Here is a 17720-nt window from a genome sequence, read left to right on the forward strand (position 1 = left end):
CGTCCCCCTCAGGCCGTGTACGGGTAGGTGGGCGTGCCGCCGGCAGGGGGCGGCGGAGCCGCCGACTCGAGCAGCCGCTCGATCTCCTTGCCGTTGGCGGCGTTGCGCGCCTCGGAGTCCCGGAACGCCTTGGCGATCTCCTCGGTGCCCTGCTTGAGCGCGGCGAGTTTCTGGGAGAGCGTCTGGAGGTGCAGCTCCATGTTGCTCGTGGACTTGGTCAGCGCCTGCCACTGCATGCGGGCGTCCTCGTACGCGCCGAAGGGAGTGCCGCCCGGGACCGTCTGGGCGCTGTTGCTGTCGCCCTTCATCCGTTCCTTGACGCGCTCCATCTCATAACTGATGGTGTCGTCGACGTACTGCTTCAGTCGATCGACGTACGCCGCGGCGGCGTCCAGATCCTCGACGCTCACCTGTAGATCGCCGGTGTTCGGCGGCGGGATGGTCCCCATTGAGCTTCCTCCCCCGTTCCCGACCCGCCGGGTCGGTCCATGTCAGACGCAGCGTATCGAGTCTGACCATGTCGGGGCAGCCCCGGTCGCCGCCACGTCGCGCCGGCTTTCGTCGATGGCGAGGCGGGCCCGGCCGTGGCGCGCCGTGCAGCCCGACAAATGCCGACGGGCCCGCGCGAACGCGGGCCCGTCGGGTGACGTGTCGAGTGTGGAGAGTAGTGGGTCACCGCCGCCGGCGCTGCCCACGGCGGGTCGATCAGGCCGGGTGCTCGCCGGCCGGAACCTTCATGCCGTTGCCGCCCAGCGGGGTGAGTGGCAGCAGCTTCTTGCCCGTCGGGCCGATCTGGATCTCGGTGTCCATCGACGGGCAGACGCCGCAGTCGAAGCAGGGCGTCCACCGGCAGTCGTCCTGCTCGAACTCGCTGAACGAGTCCTGCCAGTCCTGCCAGAGCCAGTCCTTGTCCAGGCCCGAGTCGAGGTGGTCCCAGGGCAGGACCTCCAGCTCCTCGCGCTGCCGGGTGGTGTACCAGTCGAGGTCCACCCCGAACGCGGGCAGCGTCTCGGCCGCCGCGTCCACCCAACGCTGGTAGGAGAAGTGCTCGCTCCACCCGTCGAACCGGCCGCCGTTCTCCCAGACCTTGCGGATCACCGAGCCGACCCGGCGGTCACCACGGGAGAGCAGCCCTTCGATGAGCGACGGCTCGCCGTCGTGGTAGCGGTAGCCGATGGCCCGCCCCAGCGAGCGGTCGGAGTTGATGGCCTGCTTGAGGATCTTGAGCCGGTGGTCGATGACCTCCGGACGGTCCATCGCGGCCCACTGGAACGGGGTGTGCGGCTTCGGTACGAACCCGCCGATGGACACCGTGCAGCGGATGTCCTTGGAGCCGGTCGCGGCCCGGCCGGCCCGGATCACCTCGTGGGCCATCTCCGCGATCTCGAGAACGTCCTCGTCGGTCTCGGTGGGCAGGCCGCACATGAAGTAGAGCTTCACCTGCCGCCAGCCGTTGGTGTACGCGGTGACGACCGTACGGATCAGGTCTTCCTTCGTCACCATCTTGTTGATGACCTTGCGGATCCGCTCCGACCCGCCCTCCGGGGCGAAGGTCAGGCCGGTACGCCGCCCGTTGCGGGACAGCTCCTGCGCGAGGTCGATGTTGAAGGCGTCGACACGGGTCGACGGCAGCGACAGCGAGACGTTCGTGCCCGCGTACTGCTCGGCGAGGCCCGAGCACATGTCACCGATCTCGGAGTGGTCCGCCGAGGAGAGCGACAGCAGGCCGACCTCGTTGAAGCCGGAGAACTCCAGGCCCTCGCGGACCATCTGAGCGACAGTGGTGATCGACCGCTCCCGCACCGGCCGGGTGATCATCCCAGCCTGGCAGAACCGGCAGCCCCGGGTGCAGCCCCGGAAGATCTCCACCGCGTACCGCTCGTGCACCGTCTCGGCCAGCGGGACGAGGGGCTTCTTCGGGTACGGCCAGGCGTCCAGGTCCATCGTCGTGCGCTTGTGCACCCGGAACGGCACGTCCGCCCGGTTCGGCACGACCCGCTGGATCCGCCCGTCGGGGAGGTAGTCGACGTCGTAGAAGCGTGGCACGTAGACGCTCTCGGTGCGCGCCAGCCGCAGCAGCAGCTCGTCGCGGCCCCCCGGGGAACCCTCGGCCTTCCACTCCCGGACGATCGCGGTGATCTCCAGAACCGCTTCCTCGCCGTCGCCGAGCACCGCGGCGTCGATGAAGTCGGCGATCGGCTCCGGGTTGAACGCGGCGTGCCCGCCGGCCACGATCACCGGGTCGGCGTCGGTGCGGTCGGCAGCCAGCATCGGGATGCCGGCCAGGTCGATCGCGGTGAGCATGTTCGTGTAGCCCAGCTCGGTCGAGAAGGAGATGCCGAACACGTCGAAGTCGCGCACCGCCCGGTGCGCGTCGACGGTGAACTGCGGCACGCCGTGCGTGCGCATCAGCGTCTCCAGGTCCGGCCAGACCGCGTACGTCCGCTCGGCGAGGGTGTCGGGCAGCTCGTTGAGCACCTCGTAGAGGATCTGCACGCCCTGGTTGGGCAGGCCCACCTCGTACGCGTCGGGATACATCAGCGCCCAGCGCACGGCCGCCGCGGCCCAGTCCTTGGTCACCGCGCCCAGCTCGCCCCCCACGTACTGGATGGGCTTGGAAACCTGGGGCAGCAGCGGCTCGAGCTGGGACCAGACGGACGGCTCCAGGTCACGACTCGGCGTCGGAGACGCCGAGCTGGAGTCGTCGCGAGAGGTGGTCGCGGCCGCGCGCGGCGTCGTGGACGGGGCACTCATGATGCCCAAGGGTACGCGCCCGCCTGGCGGTGGCGACGCGGTACTAACCTCGGACCGGCGCGAGAGGAGATTGCCGCGATGCCCGAGCCCCAGCCGGGAGCACGGCCGGCCGACGGGAGCACCCCGGGCGTGGAGCCGGACCGGGATCCGGCGGCCGCCGATCAGCCGGCCTCCCCACCCGTACCGTCGGACCAGCCGGCACCGTCAGACCAACCCGCACCACCGGACCAACCGGGACCAGCGGAGCAACCGGGAGCACCGGACCAACCGGCACCGCCGGACCAGCCGGGACCGCCACCACCGCCGGACCAGCCACCACCGCCGGACCAGCCACCACCGCCGGACCAGCCATCACCGCCGGACCAGCCATCACCGCCGGACCGGCCGGAGCCTCCGACGCAGCCCCAGTCCCCGGATCAGCCGGCGGCCTCGGGCCGGTCCGAGCCCGCCACCACCCCGGAGGCCCCCGCGCCCAGGTGGAGCGGCTCGGCGCCGGTGCCGCCCCCGCTGCCGCGCCGACCGGTGTGGGGCGAGTCGGCCGAGCCGACCCCGCCGGCGCCAATGCCGATGGGGTCGCCGGAGCACCAGACGCCTGTCGACCCGTGGGCCGGCGTGGACACCGGCGGCTGGGACCTGCCCTCCGCCGAGCTGCCGCCGTTTCCCTCACTACCTCCGACGATGCCGCATCCGACGCCGCCGGCGACCCGGCAGTGGCCCAGCAGCCCGCCCGCTCGCTCGGTCGGGTCGCACCCGGTGTCACCGGCGGCCGCCCCGAGGCCACCGCAGGCCACCGGGCCCAGGATGCCGACCCGGCCGATGGCGCCGCCCGCGCCGCCGCCCGCGCCGCCGAAGCAGCGCCGGGGCAAGCGGTCCGCCGCGCCGCCCGTGGCGCCACCGGCGGGGCCGCCGCCGGGCTGGCAGGCCCCCACGGGTTCCGCGCCGGCCCGTCGTCGTCGTCGTCGCTGGCCCTGGCTGCTGCTGCTCACCCTGGCCTGCTGTTGCGGCTGCCCCGCCTACTACGGGTTCCCGATCTCAGCCCAGTACCCGGTGCAGGCCGCGCTGCCCGCCCAGGTGGACGATCTGAAGCTGCGTCAGGACAGCCGCAGCACGGAGGCCGCCCGGCAGTTGGAGAACGAGGTACGGAGCGAGCACCTGCTGGCCGAGGGCACCTTCGCCGGTGTCTACTCCACCTCGGGTGGCAAGCAGGTGACGGTCTTCGGCGGTACGGGTTTCCGGTTCAGCCCGGAGTCGGACGCGGAGGCCGAGATCAGCCGGCTCACCGATCGTTACAGCCTGGAGACCCCGCAGAGCGTGGACACCGGCGTGCGGGGCCGGCACGAGCGATGCGCGGTCGGCCAGTCCGATGGCGGTGACGTGGTGGTCTGCACCTCCGTCGACTACGGCAGCATCGCCACCGCGGTGTTCACCCGGCTCTCCGTCGGCGACAGCGCCGCCCTGCTGGCCACCCTGCGCGCCCAGATCATCCAGCCCAAGGCCTGAACCGACCACCCGGCGTCGATCAGGAAGGCTCCCGCCCCACGAAGGCGGTGGACTTCTTGGTCGACCGGGTAGGGGGTCAGGCCTCGCGGGTGGGGTCCGGGTGCACGCGCGGCGGGGCGTAACGGGGGACGTACTCCTGGCCGGTGAGTTTCTGGATCTCGCTCATCATCTCGTCGGTCATCTGCCGCAACGAGGTGCGGTCCGTCGGCCGTCCGGTCAGGTCGATCGGCTTGCCGAACCGAATGATGATCTCGGCAGCGCCGGGGCGGGGCACCCGGGCGCCGATGGGCTGCGCCTTGTCCGTGCCGATCATGCCGACCGGGATGATCGGGACACCCGTCGAGGTCGCCAACCGAACCGTGCCGGTCCGCCCCCGGTAGAGCCGGCCGTCCGGCGAGCGGGTGCCCTCCGGGTAGACCACCACCAGGTCACCGTTCTCGAGCACCGGGATCGCCGCGTCGAACGCGGACAGCGCGGCCCGGCCGCCGCCCCGCTCCACCGGGATGGCGCCCAGGCCGGTGAGCACGAACTTGGAGATCGCACCCTTCACACCGGCGCCCTTGAAATACTCCGACTTCGCCCAGAACGCCAGGTGCCGGGGAACGACAGTGCCGAGGAACAGCTCGTCGGCCACCGACAGGTGGTTGCCGGCGAAGATCGCCCCGCCGCTCTTCGGCACGTTTTCCAGCCCCTCGACGGTCGGGCGGAACGCCAACCGCAGCGTGGGCCCCACGGCGAGCTTGCCGATGGTGTAGAGCAGGGGCACTGGTCCTCCGGCTGATCAGGTGCGAACAGGCGGTGTCACGGTAGCGGACGCCTCCACACCCCGCGGACGGAGGTGGTGAGGCGTCCGCAGCCGCATCTACGACCTGCGGACGGAGACCGTCACCCGGTCACCGTCGCCGACCTCGCCGGCGAAGCCGTCGACCCCCTCGGCGAAGTCCACCGAGTCGGCCAGCACCTCCCCGGACACGAAGTCGAGGTAACCGGCCACCGCCGCGCGTACCTCGTCGGAGGCCGACACCGACACCACGATCCGGTCCGACACGTCCAGGTCGGCGTCCCGGCGCGCCTGCTGCACCACCCGCACCACGTCGCGGGCCAGCCCCTCGGCGGCCAACTCCGGGGTGACCTCGGTGTCCAGCACCACCACACCCTCACCGCCGGGCAGTGGCGCGGAGTTCTCGGCGTCGGCGGCGACCAGGCGCAGCTCGTACTCACCCTCGGCGAGGGTGACACCGGCCGCCACCGGGGCGCCGTCGACAAGCTCCCAGTCGCCCGCCTTGACCGCCTTGATCACCTGCTGGACCTGCTTACCGACCCGCGGACCGAGCGCCCGGGGCACCACTGTCAACACCTGCTCGCAGTACGCGGACAGCTCCGTGCTGAACTCGACCGCCTTGACGTTCACCTCGTCGGTGACCAGGTCGGCGAACGGGCGCAACTGCTCCGCCGCCGGCGAGGCCACGGTCAGCTTGGACAGCGGCAGCCGCACCCGCAGCCCCTTTGCCTTGCGCAGCGACAGCGCCGCCGAGGCGACCGCCCGGGTGGCGTCCATCGCGGCGACCAGGTCGTGGTCGGCCGGGAACTCGGTCGCCTCCGGCCAGTCGGTCAGGTGCACCGACCGCTCACCGGTCAGGCCGCGCCAGATCTCCTCCGCGGTCAACGGCGCGAGCGGCGCCACCACCCGGCAGAGCGTCTCCAGCACCGTCCAGAGGGTGTCGAACGCGTTGACGTCGCCGGACCAGAAGCGGTCCCGGGAGCGGCGCACGTACCAGTTGGTCAGCGCGTCCAGGTAGGACCGCACGGTGGCGCACGCGCCGGAGATGTCGTACGCGTCCATCTGCGCGCCGACCGTGGCGACCAACTCGTTCGTCTTCGCCAGCACGTACCTGTCGAGCAGGTGCGTCGAGTCGGTGCGCCGGCGCGCGGAGTGCCCGTCGGCGTTGGCGTAGAGCGTGAAGAAGTACCAGACGTTCCACAGCGGCAGCAGCACCTGGCGGACGGCGTCGCGGATGCCCGCCTCGGTGACCGCCATGTCGCCGCCGCGCAACACCGGCGAGGACATCAGCATCCACCGCATCGCGTCCGAGCCGTACGCGTCGAAGACGTGGTAGACGTCCGGATAGTTGCGCAGGCTCTTGGACATCTTGCGCCCGTCCGAGCCGAGCAGGATGCCGTGGCTCAGGCAGTTGCGGAACGCCGGGCGGTCGAACAGCGCGGTGGCCAGCACGTGCATCGTGTAGAACCAGCCGCGGGTCTGCCCGATGTACTCGACGACGAAGTCACCCGGGTAGTGGTGCTCGAACCAGTCCGCGTTCTCGAACGGGTAGTGCACCTGGGCGAACGGCATCGACCCGGACTCGAACCAGCAGTCCAGCACCTCCGGCACCCGGCGCATCATCGACTGCCCGGTCGGGTCGTCCGGGTTGGGGCGGACCAGGTCGTCCACCGCCGGCCGGTGCAGGTCGCTGAGGCGTACGCCGAAGTCCCGCTCGATGTCCGCGAGCGAGCCGTAGACGTCCAGGCGCGGGTAGTTCGGGTCGTCGGACTTCCACGCCGGGATCGGCGAGCCCCAGAACCGGTTCCGGCTGATCGACCAGTCCCGGGCGTTGGCCAGCCACTTGCCGAACGAGCCGTCCTTGATGTGACCGGGCGTCCAGTTGATCTCCTGGTTCAGCTCGACCATCCGGTCCCGGAACTGCGTCACCGCGACGAACCACGAGGACACCGCCTTGTAGACGAGCGGGGTGTCACAGCGCCAGCAGTGCGGGTACGAGTGGGTGTAGGTGTCCTGCTTGAGCACCACCCCCCGCTCCTTCAACTCCCGGATCACCGGCTTGTTGACGTCGAAGACCTGCTCACCCTGGTACGGCGGGACCAGCGCGGTGAACCGGGTGTGGTCATCCACCGTGACGATGGTGGGGATGCCGGCGGCGTTGCAGACGTTCTGGTCGTCCTCACCGAAGGCCGGGGCCAGGTGGACGATCCCGGTGCCGTCCTCGGTGGTGACGAACTCCGCGCCGAGCACCTGGTACGCGTTGTCGCCGGCCTGCTCGACCAGGAAGTCGAACAGCGGGGTGTAGCGGCGTCCGGCCAGGTCCCGGCCGTACACCGTGCCGAGGAGCTCGTATCCGTCCAACTCCTTGGCGTACGCGGCCAGCCGCGCGGCGCCCACGACGTAGCGCTCGCCGTCGCGTTCGAGCACCGCGTACTCGATGTCCGGGCCGACGGCGAGCGCGAGGTTCGACGGCAGGGTCCACGGCGTGGTGGTCCAGACGCCCAGCTTGACCGGCCCCCGCACCAGCTCCGGCGCGGACTCGTCGGCGGTCAGCCCGAACCACACCGACAACGTCGGGTCGTGCCGGTCGCGGTAGACGTCGTCCATCCGGGTCTCGGTGTTCGACAGCGGCGTCTCACAGCGCCAGCAGTACGCGAGCACCCGGAAGCCCTCGTAGATCAGACCCTTGTCGTGCAGGGTCTTGAAGGCCCACATGACGCTTTCCATGTAGTCCAGGTCGAGGGTCTTGTAGTCGTTGGCGAAGTCGACCCAGCGGGCCTGCCGGTTGATGTACCGCTCCCAGTCCTGGGTGAACTCCAGCACGGAGGTGCGGCAGGCCTCGTTGAACCGGGCCACGCCCAGGTCGATGATCTCCGCCTTGCTGGTGATGCCGAGCTGCTTCTCGGCAACCACCTCGGCGGGCAGGCCGTGGCAGTCCCAGCCGAAGCGCCGCTCGACGTGCCGCCCGCGCATGGTCTGGTAGCGCGGCACCACGTCCTTGACGTACCCGGTGAACAGGTGACCGTAGTGCGGCAGCCCGTTGGCGAACGGCGGGCCGTCGTAGAAGACGTACTCGTTCTTGCCGTCGTCGCCAGCCGGGCGGGCCTCGACGCTGGCCTCGAAGGTCTTGTCGGCCGTCCAGTGCTCCAGCACCCGGCGCTCGACCGCGGGCAGGTCCGGGCTCGCCGGGACACCGGCGGCGGTCGGGTCGTGCAACGGATAGGCCATCGGGGGTCGCTCTCCTCATGCAGCTCACTCAACGTGGGTCTGCGAGGACGAACCTCCGGGTACGCCTCGACGGCGCGCCCGGGTGATCCGCGGTACCACCCCGCTTGGCGGTCACGATCGACCGCCCGCTCATTTACCGGCTGTGACGGGCCGCACCCGTCCGGTTCTACTGGGCCGGTCACCCGGCCGTTCTTCCGGAGGCTCACCGGTGATAGCCGGGTCATCGCCGTACGAGGCCCAACGATACAAGACCCGCCCACCGCCACACCGCCGACCAACAACCCCACCACCCAACCGCCCCGGCCCAACCCCCCGGCCCGGCCCCGTTGATCATGAGGTTAGCGCTGTCCGCTCCGGCGTGTCGCGACGACAACCTCATGATCAACGGACTGAAGGGTGGGCGGGGTGGGCCGGGGTTGGGGGTTGGTCGGGGCATGACCGGGGTCACAGGCTCGGCTGTCACGGTTCGCCCCTGCTGGTCCGTCGTGTTGGTGTCCAACCGATCAGGGGAGGTAGCCATGCAGAGGATGAATCCCGGCGCGGTGGCGCCGAAGGCGTACGAGGCGGTCATGGGGCTGGAGAAGTACGTCCAGTCGAACGTCGACCAGACGGTGCTTGAGCTGGTGAAACTGCGAGCGTCGATGATCAACGGGTGCGCGTACTGCGTCGACATGCACAGCCAGGACGCGCTCGCCAAGGGTGAGTCGAGCCGACGGCTGTTCGCGGTGGCCACCTGGCGGGAGTCGCCGTTCTTCGACGAACGGGAGCGGGCCGCGCTGGATCTCACCGACGCCGTCACCCGGCTCGGCGAGCACGGCGTGCCGGACGAGGTGTGGGACGCCGCCGCGAAGGTCTGGTCGGAGAAGGAACTGGCCGATCTCGTCCTCGCGATTGCCACAATCAACGTGTGGAACCGGATCGGGGTGACCATGCGGTTGGAGCCTCCAGCCCTCGCATGACCACTGCGGCATCAGACGCGGCCGGTGCGCTCCAGGCGCACCGGCCGATGCTGCTCGGGCTCGCGTACCGCCTGCTCGGCAGCCGGCACGACGCGGAGGACGTGCTCCAGGAGGCGTACCTGCGCTGGCACGGCGTGGACCGGTCGGCGGTGGAGGAACCGCGCCGGTACCTGTCCCGGGTGGTCACCCGGCTGGCCCTGGACCGACTGCGGGCCCGGCAGGCGGCCCGCGAGACGTACGTCGGCACCTGGCTGCCCGAGCCGGTGCCGACCGCGCCCTCGCCATTCGGACCGTTGGACCGCGCGGAGCTGCGCGACTCGCTCTCCACCGCCCTGTTGCACGTCCTGGAGCGGCTCACCCCGCCGGAACGGGCGGTGTACGTCCTGCACACAGCCTTCGACGTCCCGTACGCCGAGATCGCCGAGATCCTGGACCGGACCCCGGAGGACTGTCGCCAACTCCACCACCGGGCGACCACCCGGATCCATCAGGAACAGCGGCGCTTCACCGCCAGTCGGGCCGAACGGGAACGGTTGCTGGACGCGTTCCTCGCCGCCGCCCGCGACGGTGACCTGGCGAGGCTCACCGGCCTGGTCGCGGCGGACGCCACGGCCTGGAACGACGGCGGTGGCCGGGTCCGGGCCGCCCGCAACCCGGTCACCGGCGCGGACCGGATCGCCAGGTTCTACGCCGGGATCTACGGCCCGGGCCGTCCCATGACCGTGCAGCCGATCGAGCTGAACGGGGAACCCGCGGTGTTGATCACCCGTGCGGACGGCAGCCGGTACACGCTCACCATCGCCGCGGCCGACGGACGGATCACCGGGATCTACGTGGTCGGTAACCCGACGAAAGTGCCGCCGGCCGACTGAACCCCCGGTGCCGGCGGCCAGCCCCGGACGGGTCGCGTCAGCCCAGCCCAGCTCAGCTCAGCTCAGCTCGGGGAGTGTCAGCCCAGCTCGGGGAACCAGAGCGCGATCTCGCGCTTGGCGCTGTCCGTCGAGTCGGAGGCGTGCACCAGGTTCTCCCGGTTGGACAGCGACAGGTCGCCCCGGATGGTGCCGGCGGCGGCCCGACGCCCGTCGGTGGCCCCGACCAGCCCACGGACCACGTCGATGACCTGGTCTCCGGAGAGCACGAGCGCGACGAGTGGACCGCTGGTCATGAAGTCCTTCAGCGGTGGGTAGAACGCCTTGTCGACGTGCTCGGCGTAGTGCTCGTCGGCGAGCGCGGCGTCCATCGTCCGGTGCACCATCGCGTCGATCCGCAGCCCCTTGCGCTCGAAGCGGGAGAGGAGCTCGCCGACCAGGCCACGGCGGACCGCGTCGGGCTTGATCAGAACGAGGCTGCGCTCATCCGGGCTGTTGCTGGACACGCTGGGTTCCTCCTGTGCACGCTGAACGCTCGGGATCGGTACGGTCAGCGTAGCGACCCGGTCCCGGCGCCGGCGCGGCGGCCGGTCTTTCGCCCGGTGGCCGATCCGGCCTAGCCTGGCCCTGACCCCGGGAGGTCCACTGTGGCGAATGGCGGGAACCGGCCCATCGCGCCGGTACGCAAGCTGGTCGGCACGGTGCTGGGCACCGTGGCCACCTTCGTCGTCCTCTTCGGGCTGGGCATGACCAGTTGGGCCATCGTGGCTCTCGGGGTCGCCCTGCTGGTGCTGGCGATCGCGCTGGCGACCGTCCGCGGTGGCGGGCGCACCTGGGTGGTGGGTGTCGGGCACGTGCACAGCGCCTCCGAACCACCCACCCAGTACGCGTTCGGCCGCTGCGAGCTGCAACTGGTGCTCGACGCGCCCGGCCTGCCACCCCGGTCCAAGAAGATCATCGAGCCGAGGGTGCCGGTCTCCAAGTGGCCGTCGCTGGGCCAGACCCTGCCGATCCGGGTCGCGTTGGACGACCAGCGGCACGTGAAGGTCCTCTGGGACGAGGTGCCCACCCACGCCGAGACCGCCGCCGCCGTCGCCGACCTCCCGCCGGAGTTCGCCGAGGCCGAGGCCATGGACGACGTGCTGATCCAGCAGGATGCCCCGCCGTGGGCCGACCGGCCCTCGGACGACGACTTCCGGGACGACTTCGGCGACCCACTGGGCGACCGGTTCCAGGACCCGCTCGGCCCCGATCCGGTCCGCCCCGACCCGGTGCGCGACGACCCGGGCGGCAGGTCCGAGGAGCGCGAGCACGTGGTGATGCACCAGAGTCCGGGCGGCCCCGTGGTGTTGGAGGGCGTCCTCGTCGAGCAGCAGGCCAAGAGCGGGCTGCCGCGGCGGGCCACCCCTGCGCCGCGCCCGCCCGCCGAGGAGCAGTTCGACGAGCCCGCCGCCGACCGGACCGACCTACCCGAGGCCGACCGGACCGAGATGCCGCCTGCCGACCGGTTCGACGCGCCGCCTGCCGACCGCACCGAGATGCCGGCTGCCGACCGGTTCGACGCGCCCCCGGCCGACGACCGGTTCGCCGACCCGCCGCCCGCGCAGCGGTCCGGTCCGGGCGCGACCGACCCGCTGGACCCCCTGGATCTTCCGCTGGACGATCCCTCCCCGGTCGGGGCGGCGCGGGAGACCGTCACCGACGCGGAACTGGACGAGGCGATCTTCGGCTTGGCCGGGGATGCGGCTGCGGACCCGGCCGCGCCGATCAGCGGGGTGGGTCTCACCCTGCTGGTGACCGACCTGTCCCGGTCGCTCGACTTCTACCGCGACGTGCTTGGTTTCACCGAGGTCGACCAGGGCGCCGGCAACGCCGTACTCGCCTCCGGCACGACCCGGCTCGTCCTGCGCGAGGTGACCGGAGCCGCGCCCATCAGCCGCCGGCTGGTGCACGTCAACCTCGAGGTCAACGACATCGAAGCGGCGTACGAACGGTTACGCGGCTCGGGCGTCCGATTCACGTACGCGCCCCGGGTGGTCAACCGGGGCTCGAAGCTGGAGGTGTGGGCGGCGGCGTTCCGCGACCCGGACGGCCACGGCATCGCCCTCACCCAGTGGCGCGAACGCGCCGAGGCCTGACCCAGTGGCGCGAACGCGCCGAGGCCTGACCCGGGCCGTGCCGCCGGGCCGCTGACCGGTCCGGCGTCAGCCGAGGATGACCCGCCGGACGTGCAGCGCGTACGCCCAGACCAGGGCGAAGATGATGCCCAGGCCGAGTAGCGACCAGTGCAGCAGGCCGCCCAACAGCAGCAGGCCCTGGAGCACCGTGCCGGCGTGCCACGCCCAGGCGCGGCGCATCATGCCGGCGAGAACGATGGCGACCACCGCCAGTGCCACCACGGCACCGATGGCGGCACCACCGAGATCACCGCCGACCACGCGGATCGGCTGGATCGCCAGCAGCAGCACCAGCGCCTCCAGGCTGAGTGTGCCGGCGCCCAGGCCGCGGACCGCCCGCTCCGGGTTGCGCAACCCGGAGCGTCGAGGCTGCCCGGCGACGGGCTCCTCCGGCGGCGCGCTCTGATCAGCCGGCGAGCCGGTGACGCCCTGGTCGGCCGGGTCACCGGTGGCGTGGAGGTCCCGCTCCGGGTCGGTCATCGCTTCAGCAGCCGACGAGCGTCGGCGACCGTCACCACCGACCCGGTGACCAGCACCCCGACCCCGCTGAGTTCGCCGGGGACGTTCTCCTCGGCCAGCGCCACCGCCAGCTCGATGGCGTCCGGCATCTCCTCGGCCGAGTCCACCCGCTCGTCGCCGAAGATCTCGGCGGCCAGCGCGGCGAGTTCCTCGGTCGGCATCGCCCGTGGCGAGCTGTTGCGGGTGACCACCACCTGGTCGACCACCGGCTCCAGCAGCTCCAGCATGGCCTCCGCGTCCTTGTCGGCGAGTACGCCGACAACCGCCACCAGCTTGCTGAACGCGAACTCCTCCTGGAGCGCGGTGACGGTGGCCTTCATGCCGTGCGGGTTGTGCGCGCCGTCGAGCAGGACCGTCGGCGCGTTGCGGACCCGCTCCAGTCGACCCGGGGAACTGGCCGAGGCGAAACCCTCCCGGACCGTCTCGACGTCGAGTTGGCGTCGGGCCCCGGCACCCAGGAACGCTTCCACCGCGGCAAGCGCCACCGCGGCGTTCTGCGCCTGGTGGGCGCCGTGCAGGGGAATGAACACGTCGTCGTAGACGCCGCCCAGGCCCTGCAGGCTGAGCACCTGACCGCCGACCGCGACCGCCCGACCCAGTACGCCGAACTCGGCGCCCTCCCGGGCGATGGTGGCCCCGACCTCGGCGCTGCGATCGAGGAGGGGACGGGCTGCCTCCTCCTCCTGCGCGGCGGCGATCACCGTGGCGCCCGGGTGGATGATGCCGGCCTTGGCCAGCGCGATGTCCTGGAGCGTGTCACCCAACCACTCGGTGTGGTCCAGCCCGATCGGGGTGATCACACAGACCCCGGCCTGGATGACGTTCGTGGCGTCCTCGGCGCCGCCGAGGCCCACCTCGACCACCGCGATGTCGACAGGCGCGTCGGCGAACGTGGCGAACGCCAATGCGGTCGTCATGTCGAAGTACGTCAGCGGCTCGTCCGACCGCGCGTCCACCAGCTCGGCAAGCGGCTTGATCTCCCGGTACACCGCCGCGAACCGCTCCTCGCTCACCGGTTCCCCGTCCAGGCTGATCCGCTCCCGGACGGTCTCCAGGTGCGGGCTGGTGTACCGGCCGGTGTGCAGCCCGTGCGCCCGCAGCAGCGAGTCGATCATCCGCGCGGTGGAGGTCTTGCCGTTGGTGCCGGTCAGGTGGATCGCCGGGTACGCCCGCTGTGGGCTGCCGAGCAGGTCCAGCAGCGACTCGATCCGGTCCAGCTCGAAGACCATGCGGGTGAAACCACGGGCGTTCAGCTCGGCCTCGACGGCGGCGAAATCGGTACGGTCGGTCACGAGGAAAGTGTCTCCAGAGCAGCGTCGATCCGGACCAGGTCGGCCTCGGCGGTGGCGAGCCGGTCGCGGATCTTCGCGACCACCGGCTCGGGGGCCTTACCGATGAAGGCCGGGTTGTCGAGCTTCGCCCGAGCCTGCGCGACCTCCTTCTCGGCCGCCGCGCGGTCCTTGGTCAGCCGGGCCCGCTCGGCGGCCACGTCGATCGACCCCCGGGTGTCCAACGCGACACCGACGGCGCCGGGCATGGCCAGCGTGGCGCTGGCCTGGAAATCGTCGCCGGCCGGGTCGAGCCGGACCAGGGAACGGATCAGCGGCTCGTGGGCGTCGATGCCCGCCCCGGTCAGCCCGTCCAACCGGGCGGCCACCCGCTGGGTCGGGCGCAGCCCCTGATCGGAGCGGAACCGTCGGATCTCGGTGACCACGCGCTGCACACTGGCCAGCTCGGCCTCGGCGGCGTCGTCGACAAGCGACCGGTCGGCAACCGGCCAGGCGGCGGTCTGCACCGTCTCGCCGCCGGTCAGCGCGACCCACAGCTCCTCGGTGACGAACGGGATGACCGGGTGCAGCAGCCGTAGCAACTGGTCCAGCACGTGCCCGAGCACCCGGCGGCTGATCTCGGCCCGCTCACCGCCCTCGGCGAGCACCGGCTTGCTGAGCTCCACGTACCAGTCGCAGACGTCGTCCCAGGCGAAGTGGTAGAGCAGGTCACACACCTTGGCGAACTCGTACGCCTCGAACTGCTCGTCGACCTCGGCGGTGACGTGCGCCAGCCGGGACAGGATCCACCTGTCGACGGTGGAGAGCCGCTCGGCGGGCGGTAGGTCACCCGTGGTGTGCGCGCCGTTCATCAGGGCGAACCGGGTGGCGTTCCAGAGCTTGTTGCAGAAGTTGCGGGAGCCCTGGCACCACTCCTCGCTGACCGGCACGTCCTGCCCGGGGTTCGCGCCCCGGGCCAGGGTGAAGCGGGTGGCGTCGGCACCGAACCGGTCGATCCAGTCCAGCGGGTCGACGACGTTGCCGAACGACTTGGACATCTTCTTGCCGTGCTCGTCGCGGACCATCCCGTGCAGGGCGACCACGTCGAACGGCTGCTTGCCGTCCATCGCGTACAGGCCGAACATCATCATCCGGGCGACCCAGAAGAACAGGATGTCGTAGCCGGTGACCAGGACGCTTGTCGGATAGAACTTGGCCAGGTCCGGGGTCTGCTCCGGCCAGCCGAGCGTAGAGAACGGCCAGAGCGCGCTGGAGAACCAGGTGTCGAGCACGTCCTCGTCCTGCCGCCAGCCGTCGCCGGTCGGCGGCTGCTCGTCCGGACCGACGCAGACGATCTCGCCCTGCGGGCCGTACCAGACCGGGATCCGGTGCCCCCACCACAGCTGGCGGGAGATGCACCAGTCGTGCATGTTGTCGACCCAGGCGAAGTAGCGCTTGGCCAGCTCGGCCGGCTCGATGCGGACCCGACCGTCGCGCACCGCGTCGCCGGCGGCCTGGGCCAGCGGCCCGGTGTTGACGAACCACTGCAACGACAGCCGCGGCTCGACTGTCGTCTTGCACCGCGAGCAGTGCCCGACCGCGTGCACGTACGGCCGCTTCTCCGCGACGATCCGACCCTGCTCGCGCAGCGCGGCCACGATGGCGGGCCGCGCCTCGAACCGGTCCAGCCCTTCGAACGGGCCGGGCACGGTGATCACGCCGCGCTCGTCCATGACGGTGATCGCGGGCAGATCGTGCCGCTGGCCGATCTCGAAGTCGTTCGGGTCGTGCGCCGGGGTCACCTTGACCATGCCGGTGCCGAACGACGGGTCGACGTGCGCGTCGGCGACGATCGGGATGCGGCGGCCGGTCAGCGGCAGCTCGACCTCGGTGCCGATCAGGTGCTGGTAGCGCTCGTCGTCCGGGTGCACCGCCACGGCGGTGTCGCCGAGCATCGTCTCGGCCCGGGTGGTGGCCACCACGACCTCGTCGCTGTAGCGGATGGAGATCAGCTCACCGTCGTCGTCGGTGTGCTCGACCTCGATGTCGGAGAGCGCGGTGAGGCAACGCGGGCACCAGTTGATGATCCGGTTGGCCCGGTAGATGAGGCCCTCGTCGAAGAGCTTCTTGAAGATCGTCTGGACGGCGCGGGTCAACCCCTCGTCCATGGTGAAACGCTCACGGTCCCAGTCGACGGAGTCGCCGAGGCGTCGCATCTGCCCCAGGATCGCGCCGCCGGACTCGGCCTTCCACTGCCAGACCCGCTCGACGAACTTCTCCCGGCCGAGGTCGTGTCGGGACAGGCCCTCGGCGGCGAGCTGACGCTCCACCAGGTTCTGGGTGGCGATGCCGGCGTGGTCCATGCCCGGCAGCCACAGCGCCTCGAAGCCCTGCATCCGCTTACGCCGGGTCAACGCGTCCATCAGCGTGTGCTCGAACGCGTGGCCCATGTGCAGCGAGCCGGTGACGTTCGGCGGCGGGATGACGATGGCGAACGGGGGCTTGTCGCTGTCGGCGGAGGCCCGGAAGTGCCCAGCGGCTACCCACTGCTCATACCGTCGCTGCTCTACCTCGCCGGGCTGGTACTGGCCGGCAAGGGTCGGGGCGTCGGGGCGTCGGGCATCCAGTCTCTCGGTCACCTGACAAGTCTACGGAGGGCTTCCGCGGACCTGACGTGCGCCACCTGTGGTTCGCGTACGGTGTCGGCTATGTCCGACGCACATCTCACCGAGCGGTCGCGCGACGGCGGCCGCGAGCCGGTCGAGCTGACCGAAGAGCCGATCCAGCTGAGCACCCGGGACTCCGGGGGCGACCCCGACGAGCGCGTGGGCGGCTGGTCGAGACGACGCAAGATCGGTTGGACGATCGCGCTGGTGGTCGGCCTGGCGGGCGCCGGCGTGCTGGGCGTCGCCGGGTGGCGGGTGGCGCAGCAGAAGGAAACCGAGATCGCCTCGCCCCCACAGGTGGCCGGCCTGACCCGGGACGACAGCGATCGAGCGAAGAGCACGGCCGACTACCTGCGCAGCGGTCTGGCGGCGGACATCGAACTGGACCGCAGCTTCGGCACCGTCTATCGCGACCCGGCCGACGAGAAGCGCTCCGTGCTCATCTTCGGCGGCACGACGCTGCTCTGGCAGCCCGAGCGGGACCTGGAGAGCCTGTTCCGCCTCCTGTCGGACGAGACCGGCGCGGTGAGCGGCCTCCGCGAGATGCCCGCTGGTGACCTGGGCGGCGTGCTGAAGTGCGGCAGCACGAGCGGCGAGGGTGGTGACTTCGCGGTGTGCGGGTGGGCCGACCACGGCAGCGTGGTGATGGCGATGTTCCCCGCCAGGTCGGTCACCGACGCCGGGACCCTGCTCCACGACCTCCGCAAGGACATGCAGACCCGCGACTGACCCGACCCCACCGGCCGCCCGTGCCTCGCCCGGGACCGCCCGTACCGTCCCCCGGGACCCTCCCCGGCCTCGCCCGGGACCGCCGGCGCCCAAGCTGCGGTAATCGACTCAGCTTTGCTGATGTCGGGGTGTCAAGCGGCCGCGGACACCGCCGTTTCAATGATCCCGAGTTGACCAACCGACACGTGGGGCAAACGCAGATAGGGCCACCCCGTTGGGGGTGGCCCTATCTGAAAGATTGTCCGGCGGCGTCCTACTCTCCCACACCCT

The 17720-nt window shown here is 71.2% G+C and carries 14 protein-coding genes; 5 read left to right on the plus strand and 9 right to left on the minus strand.

What is annotated here, in order from left to right; translation table 11 throughout:
• Positions 1-8 precede the first annotated feature (8 nt).
• The 3 genes from ACLQ29_RS30935 to ACLQ29_RS30945 form a co-directional block, all read right to left on the minus strand.
• On the minus strand, positions 9-449 hold the full coding sequence (locus ACLQ29_RS30935; RefSeq protein WP_425774903.1) for a hypothetical protein: 441 nt from the start codon (positions 447-449) through the stop codon (positions 9-11).
• Between the two features lie 256 nt (positions 450-705).
• The gene (locus tag ACLQ29_RS30940; RefSeq protein ID WP_393375647.1) at positions 706-2754 is read right to left on the minus strand and encodes a TIGR03960 family B12-binding radical SAM protein; all 2049 of its coding nucleotides are present in this window, start codon (positions 2752-2754) and stop codon (positions 706-708) included.
• Positions 2755-3170: 416 nt separating this feature from the next.
• Positions 3171-3545: a hypothetical protein gene (locus tag ACLQ29_RS30945; protein ID WP_425774904.1), complete on the minus strand. Its 375-nt coding sequence runs from the start codon at positions 3543-3545 to the stop codon at positions 3171-3173.
• A 25-nt stretch (positions 3546-3570) separates the two neighbouring features.
• Between ACLQ29_RS30945 and ACLQ29_RS30950 the strand changes: the two genes are divergently transcribed.
• Positions 3571-4254, plus strand: coding sequence for a hypothetical protein (locus ACLQ29_RS30950; RefSeq protein ID WP_425774905.1), 684 nt, complete (start codon positions 3571-3573; stop codon positions 4252-4254).
• 76 nt (positions 4255-4330) lie between these two features.
• Here ACLQ29_RS30950 and ACLQ29_RS30955 read toward each other — a convergent pair whose 3' ends face one another.
• Together ACLQ29_RS30955 and ileS are read right to left on the minus strand one after the other, a co-directional pair.
• Positions 4331-5020, minus strand: a complete 690-nt coding sequence (locus ACLQ29_RS30955) for a lysophospholipid acyltransferase family protein (RefSeq protein WP_425774906.1) — start codon at positions 5018-5020, stop codon at positions 4331-4333.
• Between the two features lie 96 nt (positions 5021-5116).
• A complete protein-coding gene (gene ileS, locus ACLQ29_RS30960) occupies positions 5117-8263 on the minus strand; it encodes an isoleucine--tRNA ligase (protein WP_425774907.1) in 3147 nt (1048 codons plus the stop codon).
• A gap of 518 nt (positions 8264-8781) precedes the next feature.
• Between ileS and ACLQ29_RS30965 the strand changes: the two genes are divergently transcribed.
• Both ACLQ29_RS30965 and sigJ read left to right on the plus strand, forming a co-directional pair.
• Positions 8782-9222: a carboxymuconolactone decarboxylase family protein gene (locus ACLQ29_RS30965; protein WP_425774908.1), complete on the plus strand. Its 441-nt coding sequence runs from the start codon at positions 8782-8784 to the stop codon at positions 9220-9222.
• The gene (sigJ, locus tag ACLQ29_RS30970) at positions 9219-10094 is read left to right on the plus strand and encodes an RNA polymerase sigma factor SigJ (protein WP_425774909.1); all 876 of its coding nucleotides are present in this window, start codon (positions 9219-9221) and stop codon (positions 10092-10094) included. Before ACLQ29_RS30965 ends, sigJ begins: the two co-directional genes overlap by 4 nt.
• 77 nt (positions 10095-10171) lie before the next feature.
• On the opposite strand, the gene ndk is transcribed toward sigJ, so the two are convergent.
• A complete protein-coding gene (gene ndk, locus ACLQ29_RS30975) occupies positions 10172-10597 on the minus strand; it encodes a nucleoside-diphosphate kinase (RefSeq protein WP_393375664.1) in 426 nt (141 codons plus the stop codon).
• A gap of 141 nt (positions 10598-10738) precedes the next feature.
• On the opposite strand from ndk, the gene ACLQ29_RS30980 reads away from it, so the two are divergent.
• Entirely contained in the window at positions 10739-12229 is a 1491-nt protein-coding gene (locus tag ACLQ29_RS30980; RefSeq protein ID WP_425774910.1) for a VOC family protein, read from the plus strand.
• A gap of 66 nt (positions 12230-12295) precedes the next feature.
• Here ACLQ29_RS30980 and ACLQ29_RS30985 read toward each other — a convergent pair whose 3' ends face one another.
• From ACLQ29_RS30985 to ACLQ29_RS30995, 3 genes are read right to left on the minus strand one after another with little or no spacing between them, the layout of a single operon-like run.
• Positions 12296-12748, minus strand: coding sequence for a DUF4233 domain-containing protein (locus tag ACLQ29_RS30985; protein WP_425774911.1), 453 nt, complete (start codon positions 12746-12748; stop codon positions 12296-12298).
• Positions 12745-14079 carry a bifunctional folylpolyglutamate synthase/dihydrofolate synthase gene (locus ACLQ29_RS30990; protein ID WP_425774912.1) on the minus strand — a complete coding sequence of 445 codons (1335 nt, stop codon included), beginning with the start codon at positions 14077-14079 and terminating at the stop codon, positions 12745-12747. Before ACLQ29_RS30990 ends, ACLQ29_RS30985 begins: the two co-directional genes overlap by 4 nt.
• Positions 14076-16694: a valine--tRNA ligase gene (locus tag ACLQ29_RS30995; protein ID WP_425774913.1), complete on the minus strand. Its 2619-nt coding sequence runs from the start codon at positions 16692-16694 to the stop codon at positions 14076-14078. The genes ACLQ29_RS30990 and ACLQ29_RS30995 overlap by 4 nt, the downstream gene beginning before the upstream one ends.
• Before the next feature lie 69 nt (positions 16695-16763).
• Between ACLQ29_RS30995 and ACLQ29_RS31000 the strand changes: the two genes are divergently transcribed.
• Positions 16764-17450: a hypothetical protein gene (locus ACLQ29_RS31000; RefSeq protein ID WP_425774914.1), complete on the plus strand. Its 687-nt coding sequence runs from the start codon at positions 16764-16766 to the stop codon at positions 17448-17450.
• Positions 17451-17720: the final 270 nt, after the last annotated feature.

The organism is Micromonospora sp. DT228 (genome assembly GCF_049841595.1).
In the GTDB taxonomy this organism is placed as follows: Bacteria; Actinomycetota; Actinomycetes; order Mycobacteriales; family Micromonosporaceae; genus Micromonospora.